Annotated in this window: 23 protein-coding genes; 10 read left to right on the top strand and 13 right to left on the bottom strand. The window is 72.1% G+C overall.

The annotated features are described in order from the left end of the window. Positions 1-49 precede the first annotated feature (49 nt). From KK087_RS04860 to KK087_RS04845, 4 genes are all read right to left on the bottom strand, one after another. Positions 50-931 carry an aldo/keto reductase gene (locus tag KK087_RS04860; protein WP_214530648.1) on the bottom strand — a complete coding sequence of 294 codons (882 nt, stop codon included), beginning with the start codon at positions 929-931 and terminating at the stop codon, positions 50-52. A gap of 122 nt (positions 932-1,053) precedes the next feature. Next, positions 1,054-1,641, bottom strand: a complete 588-nt coding sequence (locus KK087_RS04855) for a YdeI/OmpD-associated family protein (protein ID WP_214543450.1) — start codon at positions 1,639-1,641, stop codon at positions 1,054-1,056. Positions 1,642-1,869: 228 nt separating this feature from the next. Further along, positions 1,870-2,412, bottom strand: coding sequence for an acyl-CoA thioesterase (locus tag KK087_RS04850; RefSeq protein ID WP_214564374.1), 543 nt, complete (start codon positions 2,410-2,412; stop codon positions 1,870-1,872). 123 nt (positions 2,413-2,535) lie between these two features. After that, complete coding sequence (locus KK087_RS04845; protein ID WP_214530645.1) at positions 2,536-2,772, bottom strand: hypothetical protein; 237 nt, start codon at positions 2,770-2,772, stop codon at positions 2,536-2,538. 111 nt (positions 2,773-2,883) lie between these two features. Here KK087_RS04845 and KK087_RS04840 point away from each other — a divergent pair, with 111 nt between their 5' ends. Further along, complete coding sequence (locus tag KK087_RS04840; RefSeq protein WP_214564373.1) at positions 2,884-3,870, top strand: aldo/keto reductase; 987 nt, start codon at positions 2,884-2,886, stop codon at positions 3,868-3,870. Between the two features lie 165 nt (positions 3,871-4,035). Here the strand turns inward: KK087_RS04840 and KK087_RS04835 are convergent, their stop codons facing one another. Both KK087_RS04835 and KK087_RS04830 read right to left on the bottom strand, forming a co-directional pair. Continuing rightward, entirely contained in the window at positions 4,036-4,518 is a 483-nt protein-coding gene (locus KK087_RS04835) for an FBP domain-containing protein (protein ID WP_214564372.1), read from the bottom strand. Between the two features lie 239 nt (positions 4,519-4,757). Next, positions 4,758-5,465, bottom strand: a complete 708-nt coding sequence (locus tag KK087_RS04830; protein ID WP_214564371.1) for a class I SAM-dependent methyltransferase — start codon at positions 5,463-5,465, stop codon at positions 4,758-4,760. 38 nt (positions 5,466-5,503) lie between these two features. Between KK087_RS04830 and KK087_RS04825 the strand changes: the two genes are divergently transcribed. Beyond that, on the top strand, positions 5,504-5,707 hold the full coding sequence (locus KK087_RS04825) for a hypothetical protein (protein WP_017887883.1): 204 nt from the start codon (positions 5,504-5,506) through the stop codon (positions 5,705-5,707). Positions 5,708-5,752: 45 nt separating this feature from the next. On the opposite strand, the gene KK087_RS04820 is transcribed toward KK087_RS04825, so the two are convergent. The 3 genes from KK087_RS04820 to KK087_RS04810 form a co-directional block, all read right to left on the bottom strand. Continuing rightward, complete coding sequence (locus KK087_RS04820) at positions 5,753-6,664, bottom strand: helix-turn-helix transcriptional regulator (RefSeq protein WP_071406260.1); 912 nt, start codon at positions 6,662-6,664, stop codon at positions 5,753-5,755. A gap of 236 nt (positions 6,665-6,900) precedes the next feature. Further along, positions 6,901-8,160, bottom strand: coding sequence for a hemolysin family protein (locus tag KK087_RS04815; protein ID WP_214564370.1), 1,260 nt, complete (start codon positions 8,158-8,160; stop codon positions 6,901-6,903). A 145-nt stretch (positions 8,161-8,305) separates the two neighbouring features. Continuing rightward, positions 8,306-9,439, bottom strand: a complete 1,134-nt coding sequence (locus tag KK087_RS04810) for a M23 family metallopeptidase (protein WP_214564369.1) — start codon at positions 9,437-9,439, stop codon at positions 8,306-8,308. Between the two features lie 162 nt (positions 9,440-9,601). On the opposite strand from KK087_RS04810, the gene KK087_RS04805 reads away from it, so the two are divergent. Continuing rightward, positions 9,602-10,096: a hypothetical protein gene (locus KK087_RS04805; protein WP_214543443.1), complete on the top strand. Its 495-nt coding sequence runs from the start codon at positions 9,602-9,604 to the stop codon at positions 10,094-10,096. A gap of 3 nt (positions 10,097-10,099) precedes the next feature. Here KK087_RS04805 and KK087_RS04800 read toward each other — a convergent pair whose 3' ends face one another. Continuing rightward, positions 10,100-10,465 (bottom strand): hypothetical protein, encoded by a 366-nt coding sequence (locus KK087_RS04800; protein ID WP_214543442.1) that lies wholly within the window; start codon positions 10,463-10,465, stop codon positions 10,100-10,102. A 193-nt stretch (positions 10,466-10,658) separates the two neighbouring features. Here KK087_RS04800 and KK087_RS04795 point away from each other — a divergent pair, with 193 nt between their 5' ends. Continuing rightward, the gene (locus tag KK087_RS04795; RefSeq protein ID WP_214564368.1) at positions 10,659-12,869 is read left to right on the top strand and encodes an NADP-dependent isocitrate dehydrogenase; all 2,211 of its coding nucleotides are present in this window, start codon (positions 10,659-10,661) and stop codon (positions 12,867-12,869) included. A 230-nt stretch (positions 12,870-13,099) separates the two neighbouring features. On the opposite strand, the gene KK087_RS04790 is transcribed toward KK087_RS04795, so the two are convergent. Both KK087_RS04790 and KK087_RS04785 read right to left on the bottom strand, forming a co-directional pair. Continuing rightward, entirely contained in the window at positions 13,100-13,555 is a 456-nt protein-coding gene (locus KK087_RS04790) for a DUF3817 domain-containing protein (protein ID WP_214564367.1), read from the bottom strand. Between the two features lie 100 nt (positions 13,556-13,655). Beyond that, positions 13,656-15,098, bottom strand: coding sequence for a DUF4832 domain-containing protein (locus KK087_RS04785; RefSeq protein ID WP_214564366.1), 1,443 nt, complete (start codon positions 15,096-15,098; stop codon positions 13,656-13,658). Between the two features lie 139 nt (positions 15,099-15,237). Here KK087_RS04785 and KK087_RS04780 point away from each other — a divergent pair, with 139 nt between their 5' ends. Continuing rightward, positions 15,238-16,014, top strand: coding sequence for a ThuA domain-containing protein (locus KK087_RS04780; protein ID WP_250900808.1), 777 nt, complete (start codon positions 15,238-15,240; stop codon positions 16,012-16,014). Next, positions 16,011-17,168: a GAF domain-containing protein gene (locus tag KK087_RS04775; RefSeq protein ID WP_214564365.1), complete on the top strand. Its 1,158-nt coding sequence runs from the start codon at positions 16,011-16,013 to the stop codon at positions 17,166-17,168. The genes KK087_RS04780 and KK087_RS04775 overlap by 4 nt, the downstream gene beginning before the upstream one ends. Before the next feature lie 42 nt (positions 17,169-17,210). Here the strand turns inward: KK087_RS04775 and KK087_RS04770 are convergent, their stop codons facing one another. Continuing rightward, positions 17,211-17,654: a hypothetical protein gene (locus tag KK087_RS04770; protein WP_214530633.1), complete on the bottom strand. Its 444-nt coding sequence runs from the start codon at positions 17,652-17,654 to the stop codon at positions 17,211-17,213. Positions 17,655-17,744: 90 nt separating this feature from the next. On the opposite strand from KK087_RS04770, the gene KK087_RS04765 reads away from it, so the two are divergent. The 4 genes from KK087_RS04765 to KK087_RS04750 all read left to right on the top strand — a co-directional run bounded on the left by KK087_RS04765 (position 17,745) and on the right by KK087_RS04750 (position 20,779). After that, positions 17,745-18,395, top strand: a complete 651-nt coding sequence (locus tag KK087_RS04765; RefSeq protein WP_214564364.1) for a ScbR family autoregulator-binding transcription factor — start codon at positions 17,745-17,747, stop codon at positions 18,393-18,395. A gap of 116 nt (positions 18,396-18,511) precedes the next feature. Further along, a complete protein-coding gene (locus KK087_RS04760; protein WP_214564363.1) occupies positions 18,512-19,390 on the top strand; it encodes an aminoglycoside phosphotransferase family protein in 879 nt (292 codons plus the stop codon). Between the two features lie 58 nt (positions 19,391-19,448). Then, the gene (locus KK087_RS04755; protein ID WP_214564362.1) at positions 19,449-20,060 is read left to right on the top strand and encodes a DUF6197 family protein; all 612 of its coding nucleotides are present in this window, start codon (positions 19,449-19,451) and stop codon (positions 20,058-20,060) included. Beyond that, complete coding sequence (locus tag KK087_RS04750) at positions 20,057-20,779, top strand: DinB family protein (protein WP_214564361.1); 723 nt, start codon at positions 20,057-20,059, stop codon at positions 20,777-20,779. The genes KK087_RS04755 and KK087_RS04750 overlap by 4 nt, the downstream gene beginning before the upstream one ends. The last annotated feature ends 184 nt before the right edge of the window (positions 20,780-20,963 follow it).

Genomic DNA, 20,963 nt, shown 5'->3' with positions numbered 1-20,963 from the left:
TGCCAGCTGGCACCGCGCCTCCCGTCCGTCTGCTGGTCGCGTCCCGGGGTCAGTGACCCAGCTTCGCCAGCTCCTCGAACTCGTCGTCGGTCAGCTCGACGGTGGCACCCGCGAGGTTGTCCTCCAGGTGCGCGACGCTCGACGTGCCGGGGATCGGCAGCATCACCGGGGAGCGCTTGAGCAGCCAGGCGAGCGCGAGCTGCGCCGGGGTGGCGCCCTTGCGCTCGGCGATCTCGGTGAGCGGCGAGTCCTCGCCGGTCAGGCCGCCCGTGGCCAGGGGGAACCACGGGATGAAGCCGATGCCCTGCTCTTCGGACCAGTCGAGCAGTGCCTCCGAGGAACGGTCGGTGAGGTTGTAGAGGTTCTGCACGGAGACGATCGTGGCGATCTCCTGCGCGGCCTTGACCTCGTCGACGGAGACCTCGGAGAGACCGATGTGGCGGATCTTGCCCTCGTCCTGCAGCTTCTTCAGCTCACCGACCTGGTCCTCGAGCGGGACCTTCGGGTCGATGCGGTGCAGCTGGAACAGGTCGATGCGCTCGAGGCCCAGGCGGCGGAGGCTCATCTCGGCCTCCTGGCGCAGGTACTCCGGGCGGCCGACCGGCGGCCACTCGTTCGGGCCGGTGCGGGTCAGGCCGGCCTTCGTCGCGATCAGGACGTCGTCGCCGTACGGGTGCAGGGCCTCCTTGAGGAGTTCCTCGGCGACGTACGGGCCGTACGAGTCGGCGGTGTCGAAGAAGTTCACACCGAGCTCGACGGCACGCTTGAGGACGCGGATCGCCTCGTCGTGGTCCTTCGGCGGTCCCCAGACGCCGGGGCCCGTGAGCTGCATGGTGCCGTAGCCGAGTCGGTTGACCTCGAGGTCGCCGCCGATGCGGAAGGTGCCGGAGGACGCGGCCGGACGGTTCGTGGTGTCAGTGCCTGTGGTCATGTCCCCGGTCTACGCCCGGAGCGTTGCCGGTCCCTGAGTCGGTGTCCCCCGACCGCTTGCCGTGTTCGCGGGTCGCGGGTCGCAGGTCGCGGGTCGCGGGTCGCGGGTCGCGGGCGAGCATGTCACGGACGGGTGGGCCGTGGGTACGGGGTCTCGCCCCGTTCGAGTCCGCCGACGAGCTTGGTGAGCCGGTTGCTCCGCACCGTGGCGTTCGGGGCGGTGGTGATGCGGTGCAGCACGGCGTACCGGTTCGTCGCGTCGAGCTCGGCGAACAGTGCGGCGGCTGCGGGGACGGCGTCGAGCGCGGCCTGCAGGTCTTCGGGAACCGTGGCGGTGGCCGAGCCGGCGTAGGCGCGGTCCCACCGACCGTCGCCCTTGGCACGCTCGATCTCCGCGTGCCCGCGCTCCCGCATCCGCCCTTCGGCGATGAGTGCCGCGACCAGGCCGAGGTTCCGCTGCGACCACAGCGAGGCCTTCCGGCGCGGGGTGAACCGCTGCCGGAACGTGTTGTCGTCACGCCCGCGCCGCTGCCCGTCGATCCAGCCGGAGCACAGGGCCTCGTCGAGCGCCGTGTCGTACGTCAGGGTCGTCGGCTCCGTGACGCCCTTCTTCGCGAGGACGAGCCAGACGCCGTCGGGTTCGGCCTCGTGGTCGTCGAGCCAGGCGCGCCACGCGGCAGGGTCCGGCAGCACCAGGTCGACGATGTCCATGCGGTCATCGTAGGACGCTGCCGGCCGTGGGCCCGGTCGAGTTTCGCGCTGAGCGACAGTTCACGGGGTGCAGGACGCGTGAGGTGTCGCTGGGGCCGAAACCCGGACCGCGCGCACCGTCCCCGGGCCGTCGTCAGACCCAGTGCGACCGACTCCGCCGGCGATGAGCGCGCGGCGTGAGGTGGCGGTCGTCCGGCGGGAGCCTGCTGGTTCGGTCACCGGACCTGTCTACGCCGCGCTGCTGCTGATCCGGGTCGCGTTCGCCCAGTCGTGCACCCAGTCCGGCACGGTCAGGTCACGGTCCGCCCCGCCCGCGGCCTCGAGCAGCTCCGCCGTCGACACCGTCCCACCGGAGCGCCGCAGGAACCGGGCCTGCACGACGGCACGAGCCATCACGGCACCTCGTCGCACGAACGTCTGCTCGAGGTACACGGCACGGTCGTCGACCCCGAGCACGTGGGTCCGGAGCTCGAACCGCTGCCCCAGTGTCAGCGACCGCTTGTACGTGATCGTCTGCGCGGACACGACCGGGTACCAGCCGTGCTCGGAGAGCGCCGCCCAGTACCCCGAGCGGAGCATCAGGTCGAGCCGACCGAGGTCGAGCATCGACAGGTACTTGCCGTTGTTGACGTGGCGCAGCGGGTCGAGGTCGGTGGGCACGACCCGGAACGGCGTCCGCACCTCGTCCCACAGCGATGTCCGGCGTCCGGCGACCCGGGGGCGCAGACGGATGCGGAGCTGCAGCAGGAGCAGTCGGAAGTACAGGTTCACGGGACGATCACACCAGTGCGCAGAGCACCCGTGCCAGCACCTTGGAGGAACCTCACGAAGCGCGAGCACCTCGGGTGACCGCCGACCGGCGGCTCCCGACAACCGCCGGAGCGGTCAGGTGGGTCAGCCCGGGAACATCCCGCCGGCACCGCTGCCACCCGGGTGCGCGGCCTTCGAGACCCCTTCGGCCGTCGAGCGAGCCGCGTCCGCGTCGTGCATCGCGCGCGCGCCAGCAGTGGGGTCGGAGAAGTCCTCGAGGTCCGCGAGCGCTCGCCGCCGACGACGGTTCTGCACCTCGAGCACGATGAGCAGGGCGCCGAGCACGACGACCACGGCGATGACGATCCAGACGACGACCACGACATTCCCCCGAGCCCGGGGCGTCTGCCCCGTCCCTCGCAGCGTAGCGGTGCGGAGGCGGGTACAGCCAGTGCCTCCCGCCGTCCTGTGGACCGGGAGTAGACCTGCAGCATGCAGACACGCAAGCTCGCAGACCTCGAGGTCGGCCCGATCGGCCTCGGAACCATGGGCATGAGCGCCTTCTACACGGGCGCCGGCACCGACGACGACGAGTCGATCCGCACCATCCACCGCGCGATCGACCTCGGCGTCACCCTGTTCGACACCGCCGAGGCGTACGGCCCCTACACGAACGAGGAACTCCTGCGCCGCGCGCTCGAGGGCCGCCGGGACGACGTCGTCATCGCGACGAAGTTCGGGCTGTACCACCACGAAGCCGGCGAGGAGACGCCGACCCAGCAGCGCGGCATCTCCAGCCGGCCGGAGTCCGTGCGCGAGGCCCTCGAGGGCTCCCTCCGTCGCCTCGGCACCGACCACATCGACCTCTACTACCAGCACCGCGTCGACCCGGCCGTGCCGATCGAGGACGTGATCGGTCAGCTCGCCGGCTTCGTGCAGGAGGGCAAGATCCGGCACATCGGGCTGTCCGAGGCGAGCGCGACGACCATCCGCAAGGCCCACGCCGTCCACCCGATCACCGCGCTGCAGAGCGAGTACTCGCTGTGGACGCGCGACCCCGAAGGCGACGTCCTCGACACGCTCCGCGAGCTCGGCATCGGGCTCGTGCCGTACTCGCCGCTCGGTCGTGGGTTCCTGACGGGTGCCATCACGAAGCCGTCCGACCTGGACTCCGACGACTTCCGCCTGGCGAACCCGCGCTTCCAGCAGGAGGCGTTCGAGCAGAACATGCGCATCGTCGACGCCGTCAAGGACATCGCGACCGAGGCCGGCGCCACCCCGGCGCAGGTCTCGCTCGCCTGGCTGCTCGCGCAGGGCGACGACGTCGTCCCGATCCCCGGCACGAAGCGGGTCTCCCGCCTCGAGGAGAACGTCGGCGCAGCCGACCTGACCCTCACCGCGGACCAGCTGTCGCGCCTGTCGGCGCTGCCCGTCCCGACCGGCGACCGCTACCCCGACATGTCGACCATCGGCCGGTAGACGCGACCACCTGACGGCCTGGAGGCCCGTGGCGGATCCGTCACGGGCCTCCCGTCCGTCGTTCAGTCGCGTTTGCGGACGCGAGACGCCGGCGTCAGCGTCAGACGCCCCCGAATCCGGCGGCGTCTCGCTGACTCGGCGGCGTCTTCCGAGGACGCCGGCGTCTCAGACCTCGGCGGCGAAGGACGCGGCCCGGAGCTGCAGGTCCTCGATGCGCCGGAGGCGCGCGGCCTCGACGTCGTAGCCCTCGTAGGCGGGCGGCGGCAGCTTCCGCACGTTCCGCGAGCACTGGAAGTCCTGGCAGACCAGGGTGCCGACGGTGTTGCCGTTCCGTCCAGCCGGCCCGGACCGCTTCGCGCTGTAGAACGCGACGTCGTTCGGCAGCGTGACGTCCTGGCACCACGAGCACTGCGCGCGGGAGCGGGGCGAGGCCTCGGCCTGCCGGAACAGGACGCCGATCAGCTCGCCGTCCAGGGTCGGCACGACGGCGTACGCACGCCGCCCGATCTTCGGGTCGCGCCAGCCGAGGTAGTCGAGCGCGTCCCAGTCGAGCGTCTCGAAGCTGGCGGGCAGCGTGAGGTCGGACACCTCCTTGCGTGAGGCGTTGACGAAGGACGTGCGGAGGGTCTTCTCCACGATGGGGAGCATGGATGATCGCTTTCGTGCGGGCCCGGGGCGTGCGGACGCACACCGCACCGGGCGGAGGAGGTCAGGGTTCGACGAGGGCGGTCGCACCCGAGGGCACGACCGAGGGCCTCACGCCCTGATGCCGGCGATACGGGCGCCGACCACCTCCTGGAAGCTCACCCGACCAGCCTACGTCCGGGTGTCAAGCCCGGGCACGGTCGGGTCTGACCGGCCAGCGCCGCCGCTGTGTTCGTCCGCAGTCAGTTCGGCGTCGCCGTGACCAGGACGAGCGAGCCCTCGTACGTCGGGCGGATCCGGAGCGACCCGTGCCGTCGGTCCCACTCCCCCGATTCGAGCGCGGTCCGGAGCGCCGACACCGACCGTCGCACGGTGAACTCGTCGACCAGGCCCCACGCCGGGTCCGCCCGGCGCACGCCGGGGTCGAGCAGGCGCTCGGGGCGGGCGTAGTACGCCTCGGAGAACCCGTCGACGCAGGTGAACGGGATCGGCAGCGGGGTGCTCGTCACGGTGTCACTGCCGAGCGCGTCGGCGATCCGCGGGAGCGCCGGGTGACGGCGGGCCTCGGCGGCCGTCACCTCGGGCGCGTACTCGGCGAGCCAGGAGCGCTCGATGCGGTCGGGGTCGAACGTCAGGACCACGATGGGGCCCCGGGTCACGCGACGCGCCTCGGCGAGCACGCGTTCGAGGTCGTCCCACTCGTGCAGCGAGAAGGTCGTCATCGCGGCGTCGAAGGTGTCGTCGGCGAAGGGCAGGTCTGCGGCGGGCTCCACGGCGGTCACGTCGCGGTCGGTCGGCGCGTACGACAGGGCACCGGCCCCGGCACCGACGTCCAACACGGTCCGGGCATCCCCGAGGGCCTTCGCGACCGCACGGGCGAACGCGGGTTCGGGCCGGCGGTGCTGCCGGTGGTCCGCGTCCCCTGCTGAGCCGTCCGTGGTCCTCGTCACGTCCCCACCCTACGAACCCGCGCTGCTATGTTCGACGGATGCTCGCAGACAGTGGTCTCGGATTCGTCGTCGTCCTCTACGCCCTGTTCGTGCTGGCGCTCGCCGTGCTGGCCGTCGCCCTCATCGTGCTCGTGTTCGCCGCGATCCGTGTGCTGCGGTTGTCGGCGACGGAGCGGCAGCTGCGCATCGAGCGGATGCGCTCGCCGGAGCTGTTCGACGGGGACGTGCCGCCCCAGGCGTGACCGTCCGGCCTCGGGGCTGAGGCTCCTGACGATCCGGGGTCCGGGTCAGTCGACCGACTCGGACTCGGACTCCGACTCGCGCAGGGCCGCGTACTGCTCGGCCCGCTCCGTCGCTGCCCAGCTGCCGAGCAGCGCGAGTGACCGCTCGGACTCGCTGCCCGGCTCGGCCGAGTACGAGAACAGCGTCAGGCCCGGGTCGGCGACCAGGTCGAGCGCCTCGTAGGACAGCCGCAGCTCCCCCACGATCGGGTGGTCGATGCGCTTCTTGCCGGTGCGCTGCATCCGCACGTCGTGGGCGGCCCACCAGCCGCGGAACTCCTCGCTCCGGGTGGAGAGCTCGCCGACGAGCGTGATGAGTCCGGGCTCGCAGGGATTCGACACCGCGGCGGTCCGGAGCACGGCCACGGCGTCCTTCGCGGTCTGCGCCCAGTCCGGGAAGAAGTCGCGGGCCGCCGGGTCGAGGAACGTGAAGCGCGCGGTGTTCACGGGGCGACCGGGGCCGGCGAACAGCGGCGCGTACAGGGCACGGCCGAGCTCGTTCGTCGCGACGACGTCCCCGCGCTCGTTCCGCACCCAGGCCGGTGCGCCGGTGATGGCGTCGAGGAGCCGCTGGACGCCGGGGCGCACGCGGGTCGGCACGTTCCGGTGCATGACCTTCGCGCCGGAGTTCGCCAGGCGCGTGAGGTCCCACAGGTGCGCGCGCTCGTCCTCGTCGAGCTGCAGGGCGCTCGCCAGGCCCTCGAGCACGCTGTCCGAGACGCCCTTGAGCGATCCGCGCTCGAGGCGTGTGTAGTAGTCGACGCTGACGCCGGCGAGCATCGCGACCTCGTGACGACGCAGCCCGGGCACGCGTCGCACCCCGCCGCCGAACGACGGCATGCCGACCTGCTCGGGGGTGAGCCGCGCCCGCCTGGAGGACAGGAAGTCGCGGATCTCGTTGCGCACGTCGATACCCATGCGACGAGCGTACGTGCCCGGGCCGTGCGTCCGGCAGGCACGGGCGGTAACCGTCAGGCCCCGGTGCGCAGAAGCGACACTTCGCGGGTCGCCCTGCCGTCCGGTCGGCGAAAGCGACAGATCGTGCCCGAACGTTCGCGGGGTTCTGTCGCTTCGACGGGGTGGACGCGACCAGGGCCGGTCGGGAGGCCCGTGGCGGGGCCGCCACGGGCCTCCCGTCCGACGCGGGGGCGCGATCAGGGCGCGGAGTCGGCTGCGATGCGCACGCGAGCAACGCGGTGACCGTCCATGGCGGTCACCTCGAGGCGGTGGGCTCCGACCAGGACGACGTCGCCGACCTCGGGCACGCGGTCGAGCTGCACCTGCACGAGCCCACCCACGGTCTCGTAGTCACCGTCCGGCAGCACCGGGCCCCCGTCGGCCGCCAGGTCCTCGAGCACGGTGGCACCGTCGACGCCGTCGTGCTCGGCCACCGGTTCGTCGTACTCGTCCCGGATGCGGCCGACCAGGTCCTCGAGCAGCGCCTCGAGCGTCACCATGCCGGCGCTGCCGCCGTACTCGTCGACGACCAGGGCGATCTGGTGCCCGTCGGTGCGCATGTCCGCGATCGCGCTCGACAGCGACTTCGTCTCGGGCAGCGCGAGCACCGGGCGGACGAGCGTGGCGACCGGAGCAGCGGGGTCGACCGGACGGAGCAGGTCGCGGAGGTGCACGAAGCCGTCGACCTCGTCGCGCCCACCGGAGGTCACGAGGTACCGGGTGTGCCCGGCCGCGATGGCCTGGTCGGTGGCCTCGGCGACGGACAGCCCGGCGTCGAGCGTCGACACGTCGTACCAGGGACGCATCGACTCGCGCAGGATGCGGTCACCGGCGTCCAGGGCGCTGCGGGCGATGCGGCGCCCCTGCTCGTCGACGCCGGTGTGCTCGTCGACCAGCCCGCGGAGTTCCTCGGTGCTCATCGACTCGCTGCGGGCGTCCGGGTCGCCGCCGAGCAGTCGCACCACGGTGTCGGTGGACTTCGAGAGCAGCCAGATCACCGGCCGCATCAGCACGGCGAAGCGCTCCAGGGTCGGGGCGACGGCCATCGAGAAGCCCTCGGCACGCTGCAGGGCGAGGCGCTTCGGCACGAGCTCGCCGAACACGAGCGACAGGTACGCGATGACGAGGGTCATGAGCACCAGCGCGACGGCTTCGGCCGTGCCCTGCTCGAGACCGAGACCCTGGAACAGCGGTGCGACGTCGGGCGCGATCGAGGACGCTCCGTACGCGGCGGAGAAGAACCCCGCGACGGTCACGCCGATCTGCACGGCGGACAGGAACCGGTTCGGGTCACGGCCGAGCTCGGCGACCCGCATCCCGCGGGGGCCACGGCGTTCGAGCTGCTGCAGCTGGGATTCGCGGAGGGAGACGAGTGCGATCTCGGCGGCCGCGAAGACCCCGCCGACGAGCACGAAGAGGATGACGAGCCCGAAGGCGATCCAGGTGTCGGCGCCCATCAGCGGGCTGCCGTTCCGGATCGACGACGGGCGGGCGGTCTGTGGGGATCGTCCATGTCTGTGAGTCTGCACAGGAGGACTGGGACATCACCGTGCTGCCGCTCGAAAGCGGCTGTGGATCCTGCCTCGCGACGGGGAGTGGGCGCTACAGCGTGAGCGAGCGGCCGATGCGGGCTTCGAGCCACGCCTCGGGGTCGATCGGCGTGACGCCGTCCATCAGGACCTCGAGGTGCAGGTGTGCACCGGTCGAGACGCCGGACGACCCGACGAGCCCGATGAACTGCCCGGCAGCGACGGTGTCGCCGACCTTGAGCGGCGACGACCCGGGGATCATGTGGCCGTACAGCGTCGAGACCTGGCGGCCGTCGATCACGTGGTCGATGATGACCGCGTTGCCGTACGAGAAGTAGGTGCCGGAGACCCGGACCTTGCCGGCGGCGACGGCACCGATCGGCGTGCCCATGCCCGGAGTGAAGTCGAGTCCCTGGTGCAGGGACGAGCACGCGCCGCACGGAGCCGAGCGGTAGCCGAAGCCGGAGCTCATCTGCACCGGGCCGGGGAACGGCGAGCGGACGGCGCCACCGAACGAGACGGCACCGCCGGCGGTCCCGGTCGTGTCGGCGGAACCCGCGGTCTTCGCGGTGACGGTCGAGCCTCCGCCGACGGTGAACCCGTCGCGGTCGAACCCGGCGGCCGTGACCGCCTGGGTCACGGCGTAGTCCTGGGTGCGCACGATCGGCGCGATGGTCGAGGTGGCCATCGAGGTGCCGGCGCTGGCGTGTGCGGGCATCGCCGACGCGGCGAACATGGCGATGGCGGCGGCGGCGCTGGTGAGCGTGATGCGACCGGCACGGGCCGACCGGGAGGCCCGGGGTGCGCTGGTCGTGCGCGTCACCTTGGGTGCCGGGCGGCGGACGACGCGCTGGATGCGGTCGTCGACGTGCTCGGTGGTGGCGCGGGCGGCGGCGGCACGGCGGCCGGTCGGCTCGGCGGTGGAGATGGTCGACGTCGTGGCGACGACGACGGTCTTCGTGGCCTTCGGTGCCTTGGCGGGCTTCGCGACCTTGGCGGGCTTCGCGACCTTCGCGACCTTGGCGGGCTTCGCCGCCTTGGGGGCCTTCTCGGCCCTGGGGGCCTTCTCGACCTGGGGGACCGGGGCCGCCTTGCTGCGACGCTGCGGTCCGCGGGCTGCGGCGCGCTCGGCCTCGAGGGCAGCGCGACGGGACAGGTGCACCACCGGGGTCTCCGGGTGCTGGTCGAGTTCGGGTGCAGTCGTCATGGCCGCCCACCATTCTGCACGACTCTGTCGCTTTGTACAGGGCCTACCGTGATCTTTTCGTTACCGAGTGTGCTGAGAGGCGCCTGACCACTCCGGGCTGCGGCGTCCCCCGGACCCCGTCGATCGGTACCGTCATGGGAAAGCGACGGAAGGACCCGCACCATGGCCCGATCGCCGCGTGAGCGGTACGGAACGGTCGACCTGGCGTCGGCCGACGTCGTGCTGGCCGGCACCCAGGAACTCCTGCCCGTCCTGCGGGCAGCGGCCGTTCGGGCCGGGATCGACGCCGCGCGGATGCGGGTCGTCGGGGTGGACGACCTGCCGGATCCCGAGGGCACCTGGGACGCAGCGCTGGCGGTCATCGCGATCCGGCGTCCCGGCGACGACCCCGCCTTCCACCGAGCCCAGGAGGCGGCCGAACTGATCGCGCCGATGCTCGCCCCGCACGCCGTGCGCATCGTCGTCACGGTGTCCGGGGTGACCCGGCTCGCGCCGAAGCTCGAGCGCACCCTGACCTCCGAGGTCCTGCACCAGATCGATGCCGCGTCGGCGTCGTCCGGGTTCCGGCGTCCCTTCCGTCCCCTGCGCATGCGGCTCGGGCTCGCCGGGCTCCGTGCCGCGGGCGTCCGGGTGTTCCGCGTCTCGATCGGCGACTGACGGTCAGGCTCCGTCGGGGCCCGGACCGTGGACGGCGCCGGCCTGCACCGAGTGCTGCGGCGGTGCGGTGTGCGCGACGACGGAGACGCTGCCGACCGCGAGCACGAGCGCCAGTGCTCCGGCGGTGCAGGCCGTACCGACCCGCCGCCGTCTCGATCGGCTGCCACGCTGTCGCGGTGCGAACCGGCGAGCACTCCCCCGGGGCTCCGGGCCGACGAGCCAGGGGCCGGACCCGTCGGGGTCGTACGAGAAGGGTCCGGAGCCGTCCGGCGCGTACCGGTAGGGGCCGCTGCCGTCCGAGGCGTACGCGGACCGCAGGTCCTCCGCCCTCCAGCCGAAGTCGTCCGGGGTCTGCCGTGTCGTGGTCATGCGCGCTCTCCCTCGCTCTGGTGCTGCGGGAGGCCAGTCCACGCACCGTTCCTATGTGTCGACGGTGTGCCTCCAGGGTGTGGGCCGAGCATCTGCCGCGCGGAAGCAGGGGCCATGTATCTTGATGTCGAGACATCCTGCGCCACGAGTACCGTGGACGTACCGACGGTCGAACAAGGGAGTACCCGCCAGCATGGCCAAGATCATCTACACCCTCACGGACGAGGCGCCGTTCCTCGCCACCCACTCCTTCCTCCCGGTCATCCAGGCCTTCGCCGGCACCGCGGGTGTCGACGTCGAGACCCGCGACATCTCGCTCGCCGGCCGGATCATCGCCCAGTTCCCGGAGCGGCTCACCGACGAGCAGCGCCTGGACGACGCCCTCGCCGAACTCGGCGACCTGGCGAAGACCCCCGAGGCGAACATCATCAAGCTGCCGAACATCTCGGCATCGATCCCCCAGCTCAAGGTCGCGATCAAGGAACTGCAGGCGCAGGGCTACGACCTGCCCGACTACCCGGACGAGGCCACGACCGACGAGCAGCGCGACGTCCGCGCCCGCTACGGCCGTGTCCAGGGCAGCGCCGTCAACCCGGTGCTGCGCGAGGGCAACTCCGACCGCCGCGCACCCCTGTCGGTCAAGAACTACGCCCGCAAGCACCCGCACCGCATGGGCGCCTGGTCGCGTGACTCGAAGACGAACGTCAGCACCATGGGCGTCGACGACTTCCGGTCGAACGAGAAGTCCTGGATCGCTCCCGCCGACGACGTCCTGACGATCACCTTCGTGGCCGAGGACGGCACCGAGCAGGTCCTCAAGCAGTCCATCCCCGTGCTGCAGGGCGAGGTCGTCGACGGCACCGTGCTGCACGTGGCCGCACTCGAGTCGTTCCTGCGGGAGCAGATCGAGCGCGCCGCGGCCGAGGACGTCCTGTTCTCCGTGCACCTCAAGGCAACGATGATGAAGATCTCCGACCCGATCATCTTCGGCCACGTCATCAAGGCGTTCTTCCCGTCGGTGTTCGAGCGCTACGGTGCCGACCTCGCCGCCGCGGGCCTGACCCCGAACGACGGTCTCGGCTCGATCCTCGCCGGCCTCGGTGCACTGCCGAACGGCGCCGAGATCGAGCGCGCGTTCAAGCAGGGCATCGCCGACGGTCCCGAGCTCGCCATGGTCGACTCGGACAAGGGCATCACGAACCTGCACGTGCCGAGCGACGTCATCGTCGACGCGTCGATGCCCGCGATGATCCGCACCTCGGGGCACATGTGGGGTCCGGACGGCGACGAGCACGACACCCTCGCCGTCATCCCCGACTCGAGCTACGCCGGCATCTACCAGGCCGTGCTCGACGACTGCCGCGCCCACGGCGCCTTCGACCCGTCGACGATGGGCTCCGTGCCCAACGTCGGCCTGATGGCGCAGAAGGCCGAGGAGTACGGCTCGCACGACAAGACGTTCGAGCTCCCCGGTGCCGGCGTCGTCCGCGTCACGACCGCCTCGGGTGACGTCGTCATCGAGCACGACGTCGAGCCCGGCGACATCTGGCGTGCCTGCCAGACCAAGGACGTCGCCATCCGCGACTGGGTGAAGCTCGCCGTCACCCGCGCCCGTGCCTCCGCGACGCCCGCCGTGTTCTGGCTCGACGAGACCCGCGCCCACGACGCCAACCTCATCGGGCTGGTCCGCACGTACCTCGGCGAGCACGACACCGAGGGCCTGCAGATCGAGATCCTCGCGCCCGAGGACGCCATGCGCTTCTCGCTCGAGCGGATCCGCCGTGGCGAGGACACCATCTCCGTCACCGGCAACGTCCTGCGCGACTACCTCACCGACCTGTTCCCGATCATGGAGCTCGGCACCTCGGCGAAGATGCTCTCCGTCGTCCCGCTGCTGGGCGGCGGCGGCCTGTTCGAGACCGGTGCCGGTGGTTCCGCGCCGAAGCACGTGCAGCAGCTCGTGCAGCAGAACTACCTGCGCTGGGACAGCCTGGGCGAGTTCCTCGCGCTGGCGGTCAGCCTCGAGCACCTCGCGGGGGTGACGGGCAACGAGCGGGCGAAGATCCTCGGCGAGACCCTCGACCGCGCCACCGGCACCTTCCTCGAGGAGGACAAGTCCCCCGGGCGGAAGCTCGGCTCGATCGACAACCGCGGCAGCCACTTCTACCTGGCGAAGTACTGGGCCGAGGAGCTCGCGGCGCAGACCCAGGACACCGAGCTCGCGGCGTCGTTCGCGGACCTCGCGGCGAAGCTCGGTGAGCAGGAGCACACGATCGTCGACGAGCTCGTCTCGGTGCAGGGCCACCCGGCCGACATCGGCGGGTACTACCGCCCCGACGACGCCAAGACGAGCGCGGTCATGCGTCCGTCCGCCACGTTGAACGCGGCGCTGGCAGCGCTCTAGCAGCGCCAGCCCACGGACGGGAGGCCCGGTGCCAGCTGGCACCGTCCCTCCAGGCACGACCGTCACCCCGCTGGCGCGGTGCGCCGGTACCGGCTGGTGGGGCCCACCTCCCGTCCGTCTGTGGTCGCGACCACGGCCGCGCTTCGTGAGCAGCAACGGTCGGGTCCGCACCACGAACCCGACCATTGCTGCTCACGAAGTGACGCGCGGGGACGCGCGGGGGCGCGCGCTCAGCCGCGGGGCGGCACGGGCGGTCCGGCGGCCAGCAGCCCCGTGAAGACCAGGGCGACGGCCACGACCCCGATGCCGGCGGCCAGCGCGGGGCGACGCACCACGAAGAACAGCAGGCGGTCCCAGAACCCGGATTGAGCGTCGGGTGAGCGGCGCCAGGAGCCCTCGAGCATGCCGCGGCGGGCGACGGCGACCTCGAACGGCACCGTGGCGTACGGCACGACGGCACTGGCCCAGCCGAGCACGAGCGCACCGAACGACCACCGCTGGTTCACCGCCACGACCGTCGTGACCACCAGGTACGCCAGGAACACGAAGCCGTGCACGCCGCCACCGATGCGGACGCCCCAGTCGCCGGCGTCCAGGCCGTACTTCAGCACCATCCCGAGGATGAGCAGGGTCCAGGTCACGAGTTCGGCGACCGCGGCGGCGCGGAACAGGGAGCGTGGGGTCATGGCGTCCATGGTGGCGGACCCTGGTTGACAGACAGCAGGACGCTCCGGTGGACAGCAGGGCGCCCCGGGCCGTTCGACCCGGGGCGCCCTCGACGTCCGATCAGTGCTGCACGACCACCGTCTGGCCGAGCCGGTTCACGCCGGTGTCCGGGTCCCACGTGCCCGTGTTCGCCGTCTGGATCGCGAACGCGGGGTCCGCGGCCACCGAGGCCTCCGGGGCGGGCAGGGCGAGGGCGACGCTCCAGCGTCCGTTCGGCACGTCCGCCAGCGACGCCCGGACCGTCACGGTCTGGCCCGGCTGCCAGGACGACGCGTCGGCGTCCACCGGCACGGTCACCCGGCGGTCGCCGTCGGTCAGCACGAGCTGCACCGGACGGCTGTTGTACGGCGCCGCCCAGCCGTCGTTCCGGATCGACACGGCCACCGACGCCTGCGCACCCGAGGTGGCGGTGCTCGAGGTCATCGTGAAGCGGTAGCCGAGCTTCTTGGCGGCGTCGGTCATGCCGGCCGTACCCCAGCTCGCCAGCACGTCCTTGTTGTAGTCGAGGTTGAGGTAGCTGTAGTGGTACTTCGCCATCTCGGCCGAGGCGGACGGGTACAGGGTCCGCGGAGCGTTCACGGCGCAGGTCTCACCACCGACGGGGACGTACCGCGACTCGGCCGCCAGGTAGTCCTGGTCGAGGGACAGCGGGTTGCTCAGGAACGTGCCGAAGTCGTCCGGCGAGGCGAGGAAGCAGTCGTTGTGGTGCCCGACGCGTGACGCTGCCGAGCCGTCGTGCGCCTGCTCCGGGGTGAGTGCCCCGGCCGTGCCCGACGGGGTGCGGAGGGCGTCCTGCTTCATCTGCATGGTGCGGGCCTGGACCGAGCGGCTCGACGGCAGGGCGGCGAGTTCGGCCTGGAGCACCTGGCGTCGGGCGTCCTTGTCGGCCTCGGTGAGTACGCCAGGGTTCGCCGGGTCACTGGCGAAGTGGTCGGTGTAGTAGCCCTCGCCCCAGAGCCCGATGAAGCCCCCCTGCAGGGTCGGGATGACGTCGGCGTTCCGGCGGAGCGTCGGGGTGAGCTGCTCGATGTGCCCGAGCACGGTCGGCAGGTCGGCGTCGCCGTAGGGCGCCGTGTACGGCCCCGAACCGCCCTGGACGTAGGCGAACCGGGTGATCACGCCCACACCCGCTTGCCGCGCGGTGTCGTAGTCGTGCTGCACGAGGTCGAGCCAGGCCTGGCTGAGCTGTCGCTGCTGGGCGAAGGCCTCCATGTAGAACACCCGGACGACCTGCGTGACGCCCTCGGCCCGGTAGCCACGCAGCGTCGCGGCGTCGAGCGGCGTGTACCCGGTGCCGTCGGCGCGGTAGTGCGTCTCGGTGGTGTGGTCGAACCCGCGCGAGGGGTTCGGGATGACCGCGTCGCTCGCCGTGTAGGTCACGGTCGAGGTGGTCGCGGTGCGGGTCGGGTGGTGACCGGTGGGCGAGGATGCCCATGCGGTGGTCGGTACGGCGAGTGCGAGTACCGCCGCGAGCGCGGCGGTGGAGATGGTGCGGTGCTGCATCGGACGAGCCCCTGTCCTCGGCGCGGACGGTGATCGACGCCCCCTGGCGTCGCCGTCTGCGCGATAGTGATCCGAAGGTAGGTCAAACGATCAGAAAACGCCAGTGCCTGCGCGTACCGATCACGGGTAGCGTGGGCGGATGTCGCCGTCGACCGAGAACCGTCCCCTGAACATCGTCGTCTGGAACGAGAACGTGCACGAGACCCGCGGTGACGCGACGGTCGTCGGGCACTACCCCGACGGCATGCACGCCGTGATCGCCGAGGCGCTCCGGCGGCTGCAGCCCGGGGCCGACGTCTCGACCGCCACCCTGCAGGAACCCGACCACGGCATCACCGCCGAACGCCTGGCCGCCACGGACGTGCTGTTCTGGTGGGGGCACGCCGCCCACGACGAGGTGAGCGACGCCGTCGTCGACCTGGTCGTCGACGCCGTGCACGCCGGCATGGGCCTGGTGGTGCTGCACTCCGGCCACTACTCCAAGCCGTTCAAGCGCCTGATGGGCACGACCTGCTCGCTGAAGTGGCGGAACGACGGTGAGCGCGAACTCGTCTGGACCGTCGCGCCCGAGCACCCGATCGCCGCGGGGGTGCCGCACCCGATCGTCATCGACCGGCAGGAGATGTACGGCGAGTACTTCGACATCCCGCGCCCCGACGAAGAGGTGTTCCTGTCGACCTTCGCCGGCGGCGAGGTCTTCCGCTCCGGCGTCGCGTACCGCCGGGGCCTGGGGAAGGTCTTCTACTTCTCGCCGGGCGACCAGGAGTACCCCGTCTACCACCACCCGGACATCCAGCGCGTGCTGTCGAACGCCGCCGCGTGGGCTGCCCCGGTGTCCGAGCGCCGCGAGCTGACGGCCGACCCCCACCCGCGGGACTGGTTCCTGTCGGACGATCGGGGTAGACAGGCCGGGTGACCAACCATCTCGACGGTGCGGACAGGCGCACCGCGGTGGTCGAGGCGCTCGCCATCTTGGGATCAGGACCCGAGGAGCGTTTCGACCGCATCACCCGCATGGCCCACGAGGCGTTCGACGTCCCGTTGACCTTCCTCAACCTCGTCCACCACGACCTCGTCACGACGCAGTCGACGTTCGGCTGGCACCAGGGGTCGAGCGTCCCCGCCAGCGAGCAGTTCTGTGCGACGACGGTCCTCGCTCGCGAGCTCATGGTGATCCCGGACGCGTCGCTCGACGCCCGGTTCGCCGACACGGCGGCGGTGGCGGAGCACGGCATCCGGTTCTACGCCGGGGCACCGTTGACCATGGTCGACGGCACCCGGGTGGGCACGCTGTGCCTGATGGACGCCGTGCCGCGGGTGTTCTCGGACGAGGACCTCGACCTGCTGCGCGACCTGGCCCGGTGGACCGAGCGGGAGCTCGGCGTCGCGATCGACCGCGGGCGGGTGCGCCGGGCGCTCGACGGCCTGGTGCCCGACCCGGTCGACGTCCCCGGGTACGCCCTCGACTTCCTGGTCGCCCAGCACGACGGCGGCGGAGGTGACGTCGCCGACTGGCGCGTCGCGCCGGACGGCGCCCTGCACGTGACCGTCGGTCGCGTCAGCGCCGCCGGACCGGCCTCGGGGCTGCTCGCCGCGGCGGTCCGCGGAGCGGTGGCGGCACGGACCGCGACCGGTATGCAGGACGCGATCGGCGGCCTGGAGGCGCAGGTCACCGCCGACCTGTCGGCTGCGGACGCCGTCGGCTCGCTCTTCCACCTGCGGCTCGACCCGACGTCGGGTCACGTCGACTTCGGCGACGCCGGGCACGGGCTGGCGGTGCTCGTCCGGGCGGACGGCTCCGCCCGGGTCCTGCACCCCCTCGACCTGCCGCTCGGCCTGCAGCCGGAGTCGATCCCCCGGTCGCCCGGGGCACTCGACCTCGCGCCGGGCGACCGGCTCGCGGTGTGCACCCAGGGCGTCCTGACGTTGGACGGGCTCCGGCACCTGGACGACCTCGCCGCGCTGGTGCGCTCGGCTCCGGACGGGGCCGCCGCGGTCGAACGGGTGCGTGCGGCGGTCCCTACGGACGCCGCGGTCGACGTCACGCTGGTGGTGCTCACGCGGCACTGATCGGGACACGTCGCCCCGGTGCGGCGTGCTGCCCGGGGTGGGTCAGGAGCGGGGGCGGTCCTGCCGCGGGCGCGGGGTGCCGGTGAGCGCGACCACGAGCAGCGTGGCGAGCAGGGCGAACCCGGCGAGCTCGATGCCCAGGCCGGCGAGCTGCCAGTACGCCCTGCCGACGTGCTGCGGCTGCGTGATCGACTCCGGCCACCACGACTCGATGAGCGGGAACGAACCGGGGAACGGGTCGAGACCGAACACCACGAGGCCACCGAGCAGCAGCACGACCCCCAGGGCGGCCATCGCACCGCGCGACCGGCCGAGCATGTGCACGACGAGCGCCGCTGCCATGCCGGCGAGTCCGACGACGGCGATCAGGAAGGCCAGCACCACGATGGTCTGCGGCGCGAGCGCGACCCAGTCGAGCACCGCGATCGGCAGCAGCAGCCACCGCCCCGTCCGTGCCCAGCGCGCAGGGTTCCGCCATCCGTCCATGGCGACCGACCGTAGGGCACCCGGCCGAACGCCTGCCGAATGCGGCCAGGGAACCCCGGCGGTCGGATGCGCTGACTACGATCGGACCCCATGGTGCAGGACCGACCGACCCGGCAAGAGCGGTCGCTCGCGACCCGCGCCGCGATCATCGAGGGCGCGGCCGCGGAGTTCGACGAACGCGGGTACGTCGGCGCCTCGATGGACGGCATCGCCGAGCGCATCGGGATGACCAAGGGCGCGCTGTACTTCCACTTCACCTCGAAGGCCGACATGGCGGGCGCCGTGGTCGCCGAGCAGCACGCGATCTCCCGCCGGTACGGCGAGGCAGCGCTGGCTCGGGGCGCCACCCCGCTCGAGTCGATCATGTGGCTGTGCCAGGGGCTCGCGGTCCAGATGACCGCCGAGGTCGTCGTGAGCGCCGGTGTCCGGCTGTCGACCGACGTGGCCGCGAGCGACGTCGACCGGCGGGACCCGTACACCGACTGGACCGAGGTGATCGCCGGCTTCGCGCGCCAGGCGATCGACGCGGGTGAGATCGACCCGCGGTGGGACCCAGAGCTCGTCGGCCGGGTCGTCGTGCGTGCGTACACGGGCGTGCAGACGGTGTCGGACGCGATGACCCGCCGATCCGACATCTTCGAGCAACTGCGGGAACTCTGGACGGTCCTGCTGGACGCGTTCGTCTCCGAACGGCTGCGTCCGGAGATCCCGCGGCTCGTCGCGGTGATCGCTCCGGAGTGACGCGGGTCCCCCCAGGGAAACACCCACGTCACCTCGCTACGACAATACCGAGAAGGGTGTCGCGCCAACGGCCCCAGTTCGCGGGCGTGTGTCGTCCGGCCCACTAGCCTGACCCGGTGCCCACCCCGTCCGCCGAGGTCGACGTCGACGTCCCGCTCGTCCGGTCCCTGCTGCTCGACCAGCACCCGGACCTGGCCGGCCAGCCGCTCGAGGTCGTCGCGAACGGCTGGGACAACGTCGTGCTGCGCCTGGGCGACGACCTGGCCGTGCGGGTCCCCCGCCGGGCGATGGCCGCGCGCCTGGTCGAACACGAGCAACGCTGGCTGCCGGAGATCGCCGCCCGGGTCGGTCCGGTCGTGCCGGTCCCGGCACCGGTCCGCACGGGACGTCCCGCCCTCGGTTACCCGTGGTCGTGGAGCATCGTGCCGTGGCTGCCCGGCGCGCCCATCGGTGCACGGGCTGCCGGGGTGTCCGTGGCCGAGGCGCTCGCCGCGTTCGTCGGTCGCCTGCACGTCCCGGTTCCGGCCGACGCCCCCGCGAACCCGTTCCGCGGCGTCCCGCTCGCATCGCGCAGCGACGCCGTGCTGGCGCGACTCGACGGGCACGACGTGCCCCGTGCCGGAGAGCTGGCCACGCTGTGGCGGACCGCAGCGGCCGTGCCCGCGCACGCCGGGCCTCCCGTCTGGGTGCACGGCGACCTGCACCCCTTCAACCTGCTCGTCGACCGGGCACCGGACGGCGTCGACCGCCTGTCGGCGGTGATCGACTTCGGCGACGTCACCGCGGGGGATCCCGCCGTCGACCTCGCGACCGCCTGGCTGACGCTCGACCAGCGGGGGCGTCGCGCGTTCCGGACGCACGTCGTCGCCACGGAAGTCACCTGGCAGCGCGCACGCGGATGGGCCGTCGCGCTCGCGTCCGCGCTCGCGACCGCCGACGAACGCGCCTTCCGGAGCGTCGCACGACGGAGCATCGACGCGGTGCTGGACGACTGAGTCCCGGCGGGGCTATCGTGACCGCACCATCCGTGCACAGCCGATCGGAGGGGCCGCCATGACCCTCGAGCTCCGCGTCCAGCACGACGTCGCCACCGACGCCTCCCCCGTCCACGTCCGGCCCGAACGACGGGGACTCCGCGGTCTCCTCGACCGGCTCGCGGACCGTCGCGCCGCCGCACGCGCGCGTCGGGTCGACGACCAGGTCCGGGAACTCGCCGAACTCGTCCACCTGCTCTCCGACGCCCGCGCCGTCGTCGAACGCGGTTGGATCCAGCACGCCTGGTTCGCCTACCTCGACGAGCACGGCCGGGAGCGGAAGGCCTCGAGTGCCGCTGCGATGGACGTGCAGGGACGGCCGCTCGTCGGCGCCTGCCTGGTCGGCGCCGTCGTGTCCGCCGCCGGCGGTCCGCACGCGGTGCACGCGCCGCGGGTGCAGCACTCGCTCGACGTCGTCTGGCACGCGCTCGCCCGCGACGAGGACGAGCCCGTGCTGTGGTGTCCCGCCCCGGACATCCGGATGGGGCGGGTGCGCGACCTGACGAGCTGGAACGACGCCCCGGCCCGCACCGGGGCCGAGGTCGCCGGGCTCCTGCTCACGGCCGAACGGGTCGCGGTGCAGGAGTCCACGCGCCTGCAGGAGCTCCGGGTGGCACGATCGGGGACATGAGCGACGTCGAAGCGGTTCCCCACGTGCACCCCGCGAGCACCGGCACCCTGGCGGCGAGCGGCAGCGCGCTGCTGTCGGACGAAGGGTCCGCGCGGCACCCGGACGGCGCGACGGCCGCGGACGCCGCTGCCGCCGACGCCGCGGTGAAGCGGACGCTGCACCGGTACCTGCAGAAGCACCGTGCGGCCCTGCTGGCCAAGCTCGACGGGCTCGCGGAGCGGCAGGCCCGCTGGCCGGTGACGCCGACGGGGACGAACGTCCTCGGGCTGGTGAAGCACGTCGCCGGGGTCCAGGCCGGCTACTTCGGCGAGGTGTTCGGGCGGCCGTTGCCGGACCAGCCCGCCTGGCTCGAGTCGGAGGACGGCGAGGACATGTACGCCTCGCTCGACGAGACCATGGCCGACATCGTGGCCTTCCACCACCGGAGTGCCGCCCACGCCGACGCCACGATCGAGGCGCTCGACCTCACCGCCACCGGGATCGTGCCGTGGTGGCCGGAGGAGCACCGGGACGTCACGCTGCACCGCATCCTGGTGCACATGGCCTACGAGACCGCCCGGCACGCGGGCCACGCCGACATCGTGCGCGAGATGCTCGACGGCCTGGCCGGCGACGGCGACGGCAACCTGGCCGACAAGTCCCCGGAGGAATGGGTCCGGTGGCGTGAGCAGCTCGTCGACATCGCGGAGCGATCCGGGTTGCGCGACCTCGACGCATAGCCGAGCAGGCAGACCGATCGTTACCGTTCTCCCAGGCTCGGCACGGTGAACCACTCCTGACCTGGGGTTATCCTCCTCGCAACCGCAAGGGAAACCGTCGTACAGGCGGGGTTGCGTTGTACAACCGGTCCAGCTGTTGCATAGCTTTGGCCGAGCTCGTGCCCCGATCTGTGGGCAGTTCAGC

Origin of the sequence: Curtobacterium aurantiacum, from assembly GCF_018598555.1 — a bacterium.
Lineage (GTDB): Bacteria > Actinomycetota > Actinomycetes > Actinomycetales > Microbacteriaceae > Curtobacterium > Curtobacterium aurantiacum.
Note: the sequence above shows the minus strand (reverse complement) of the source record. Positions and strands in the feature narration are given on the sequence as shown.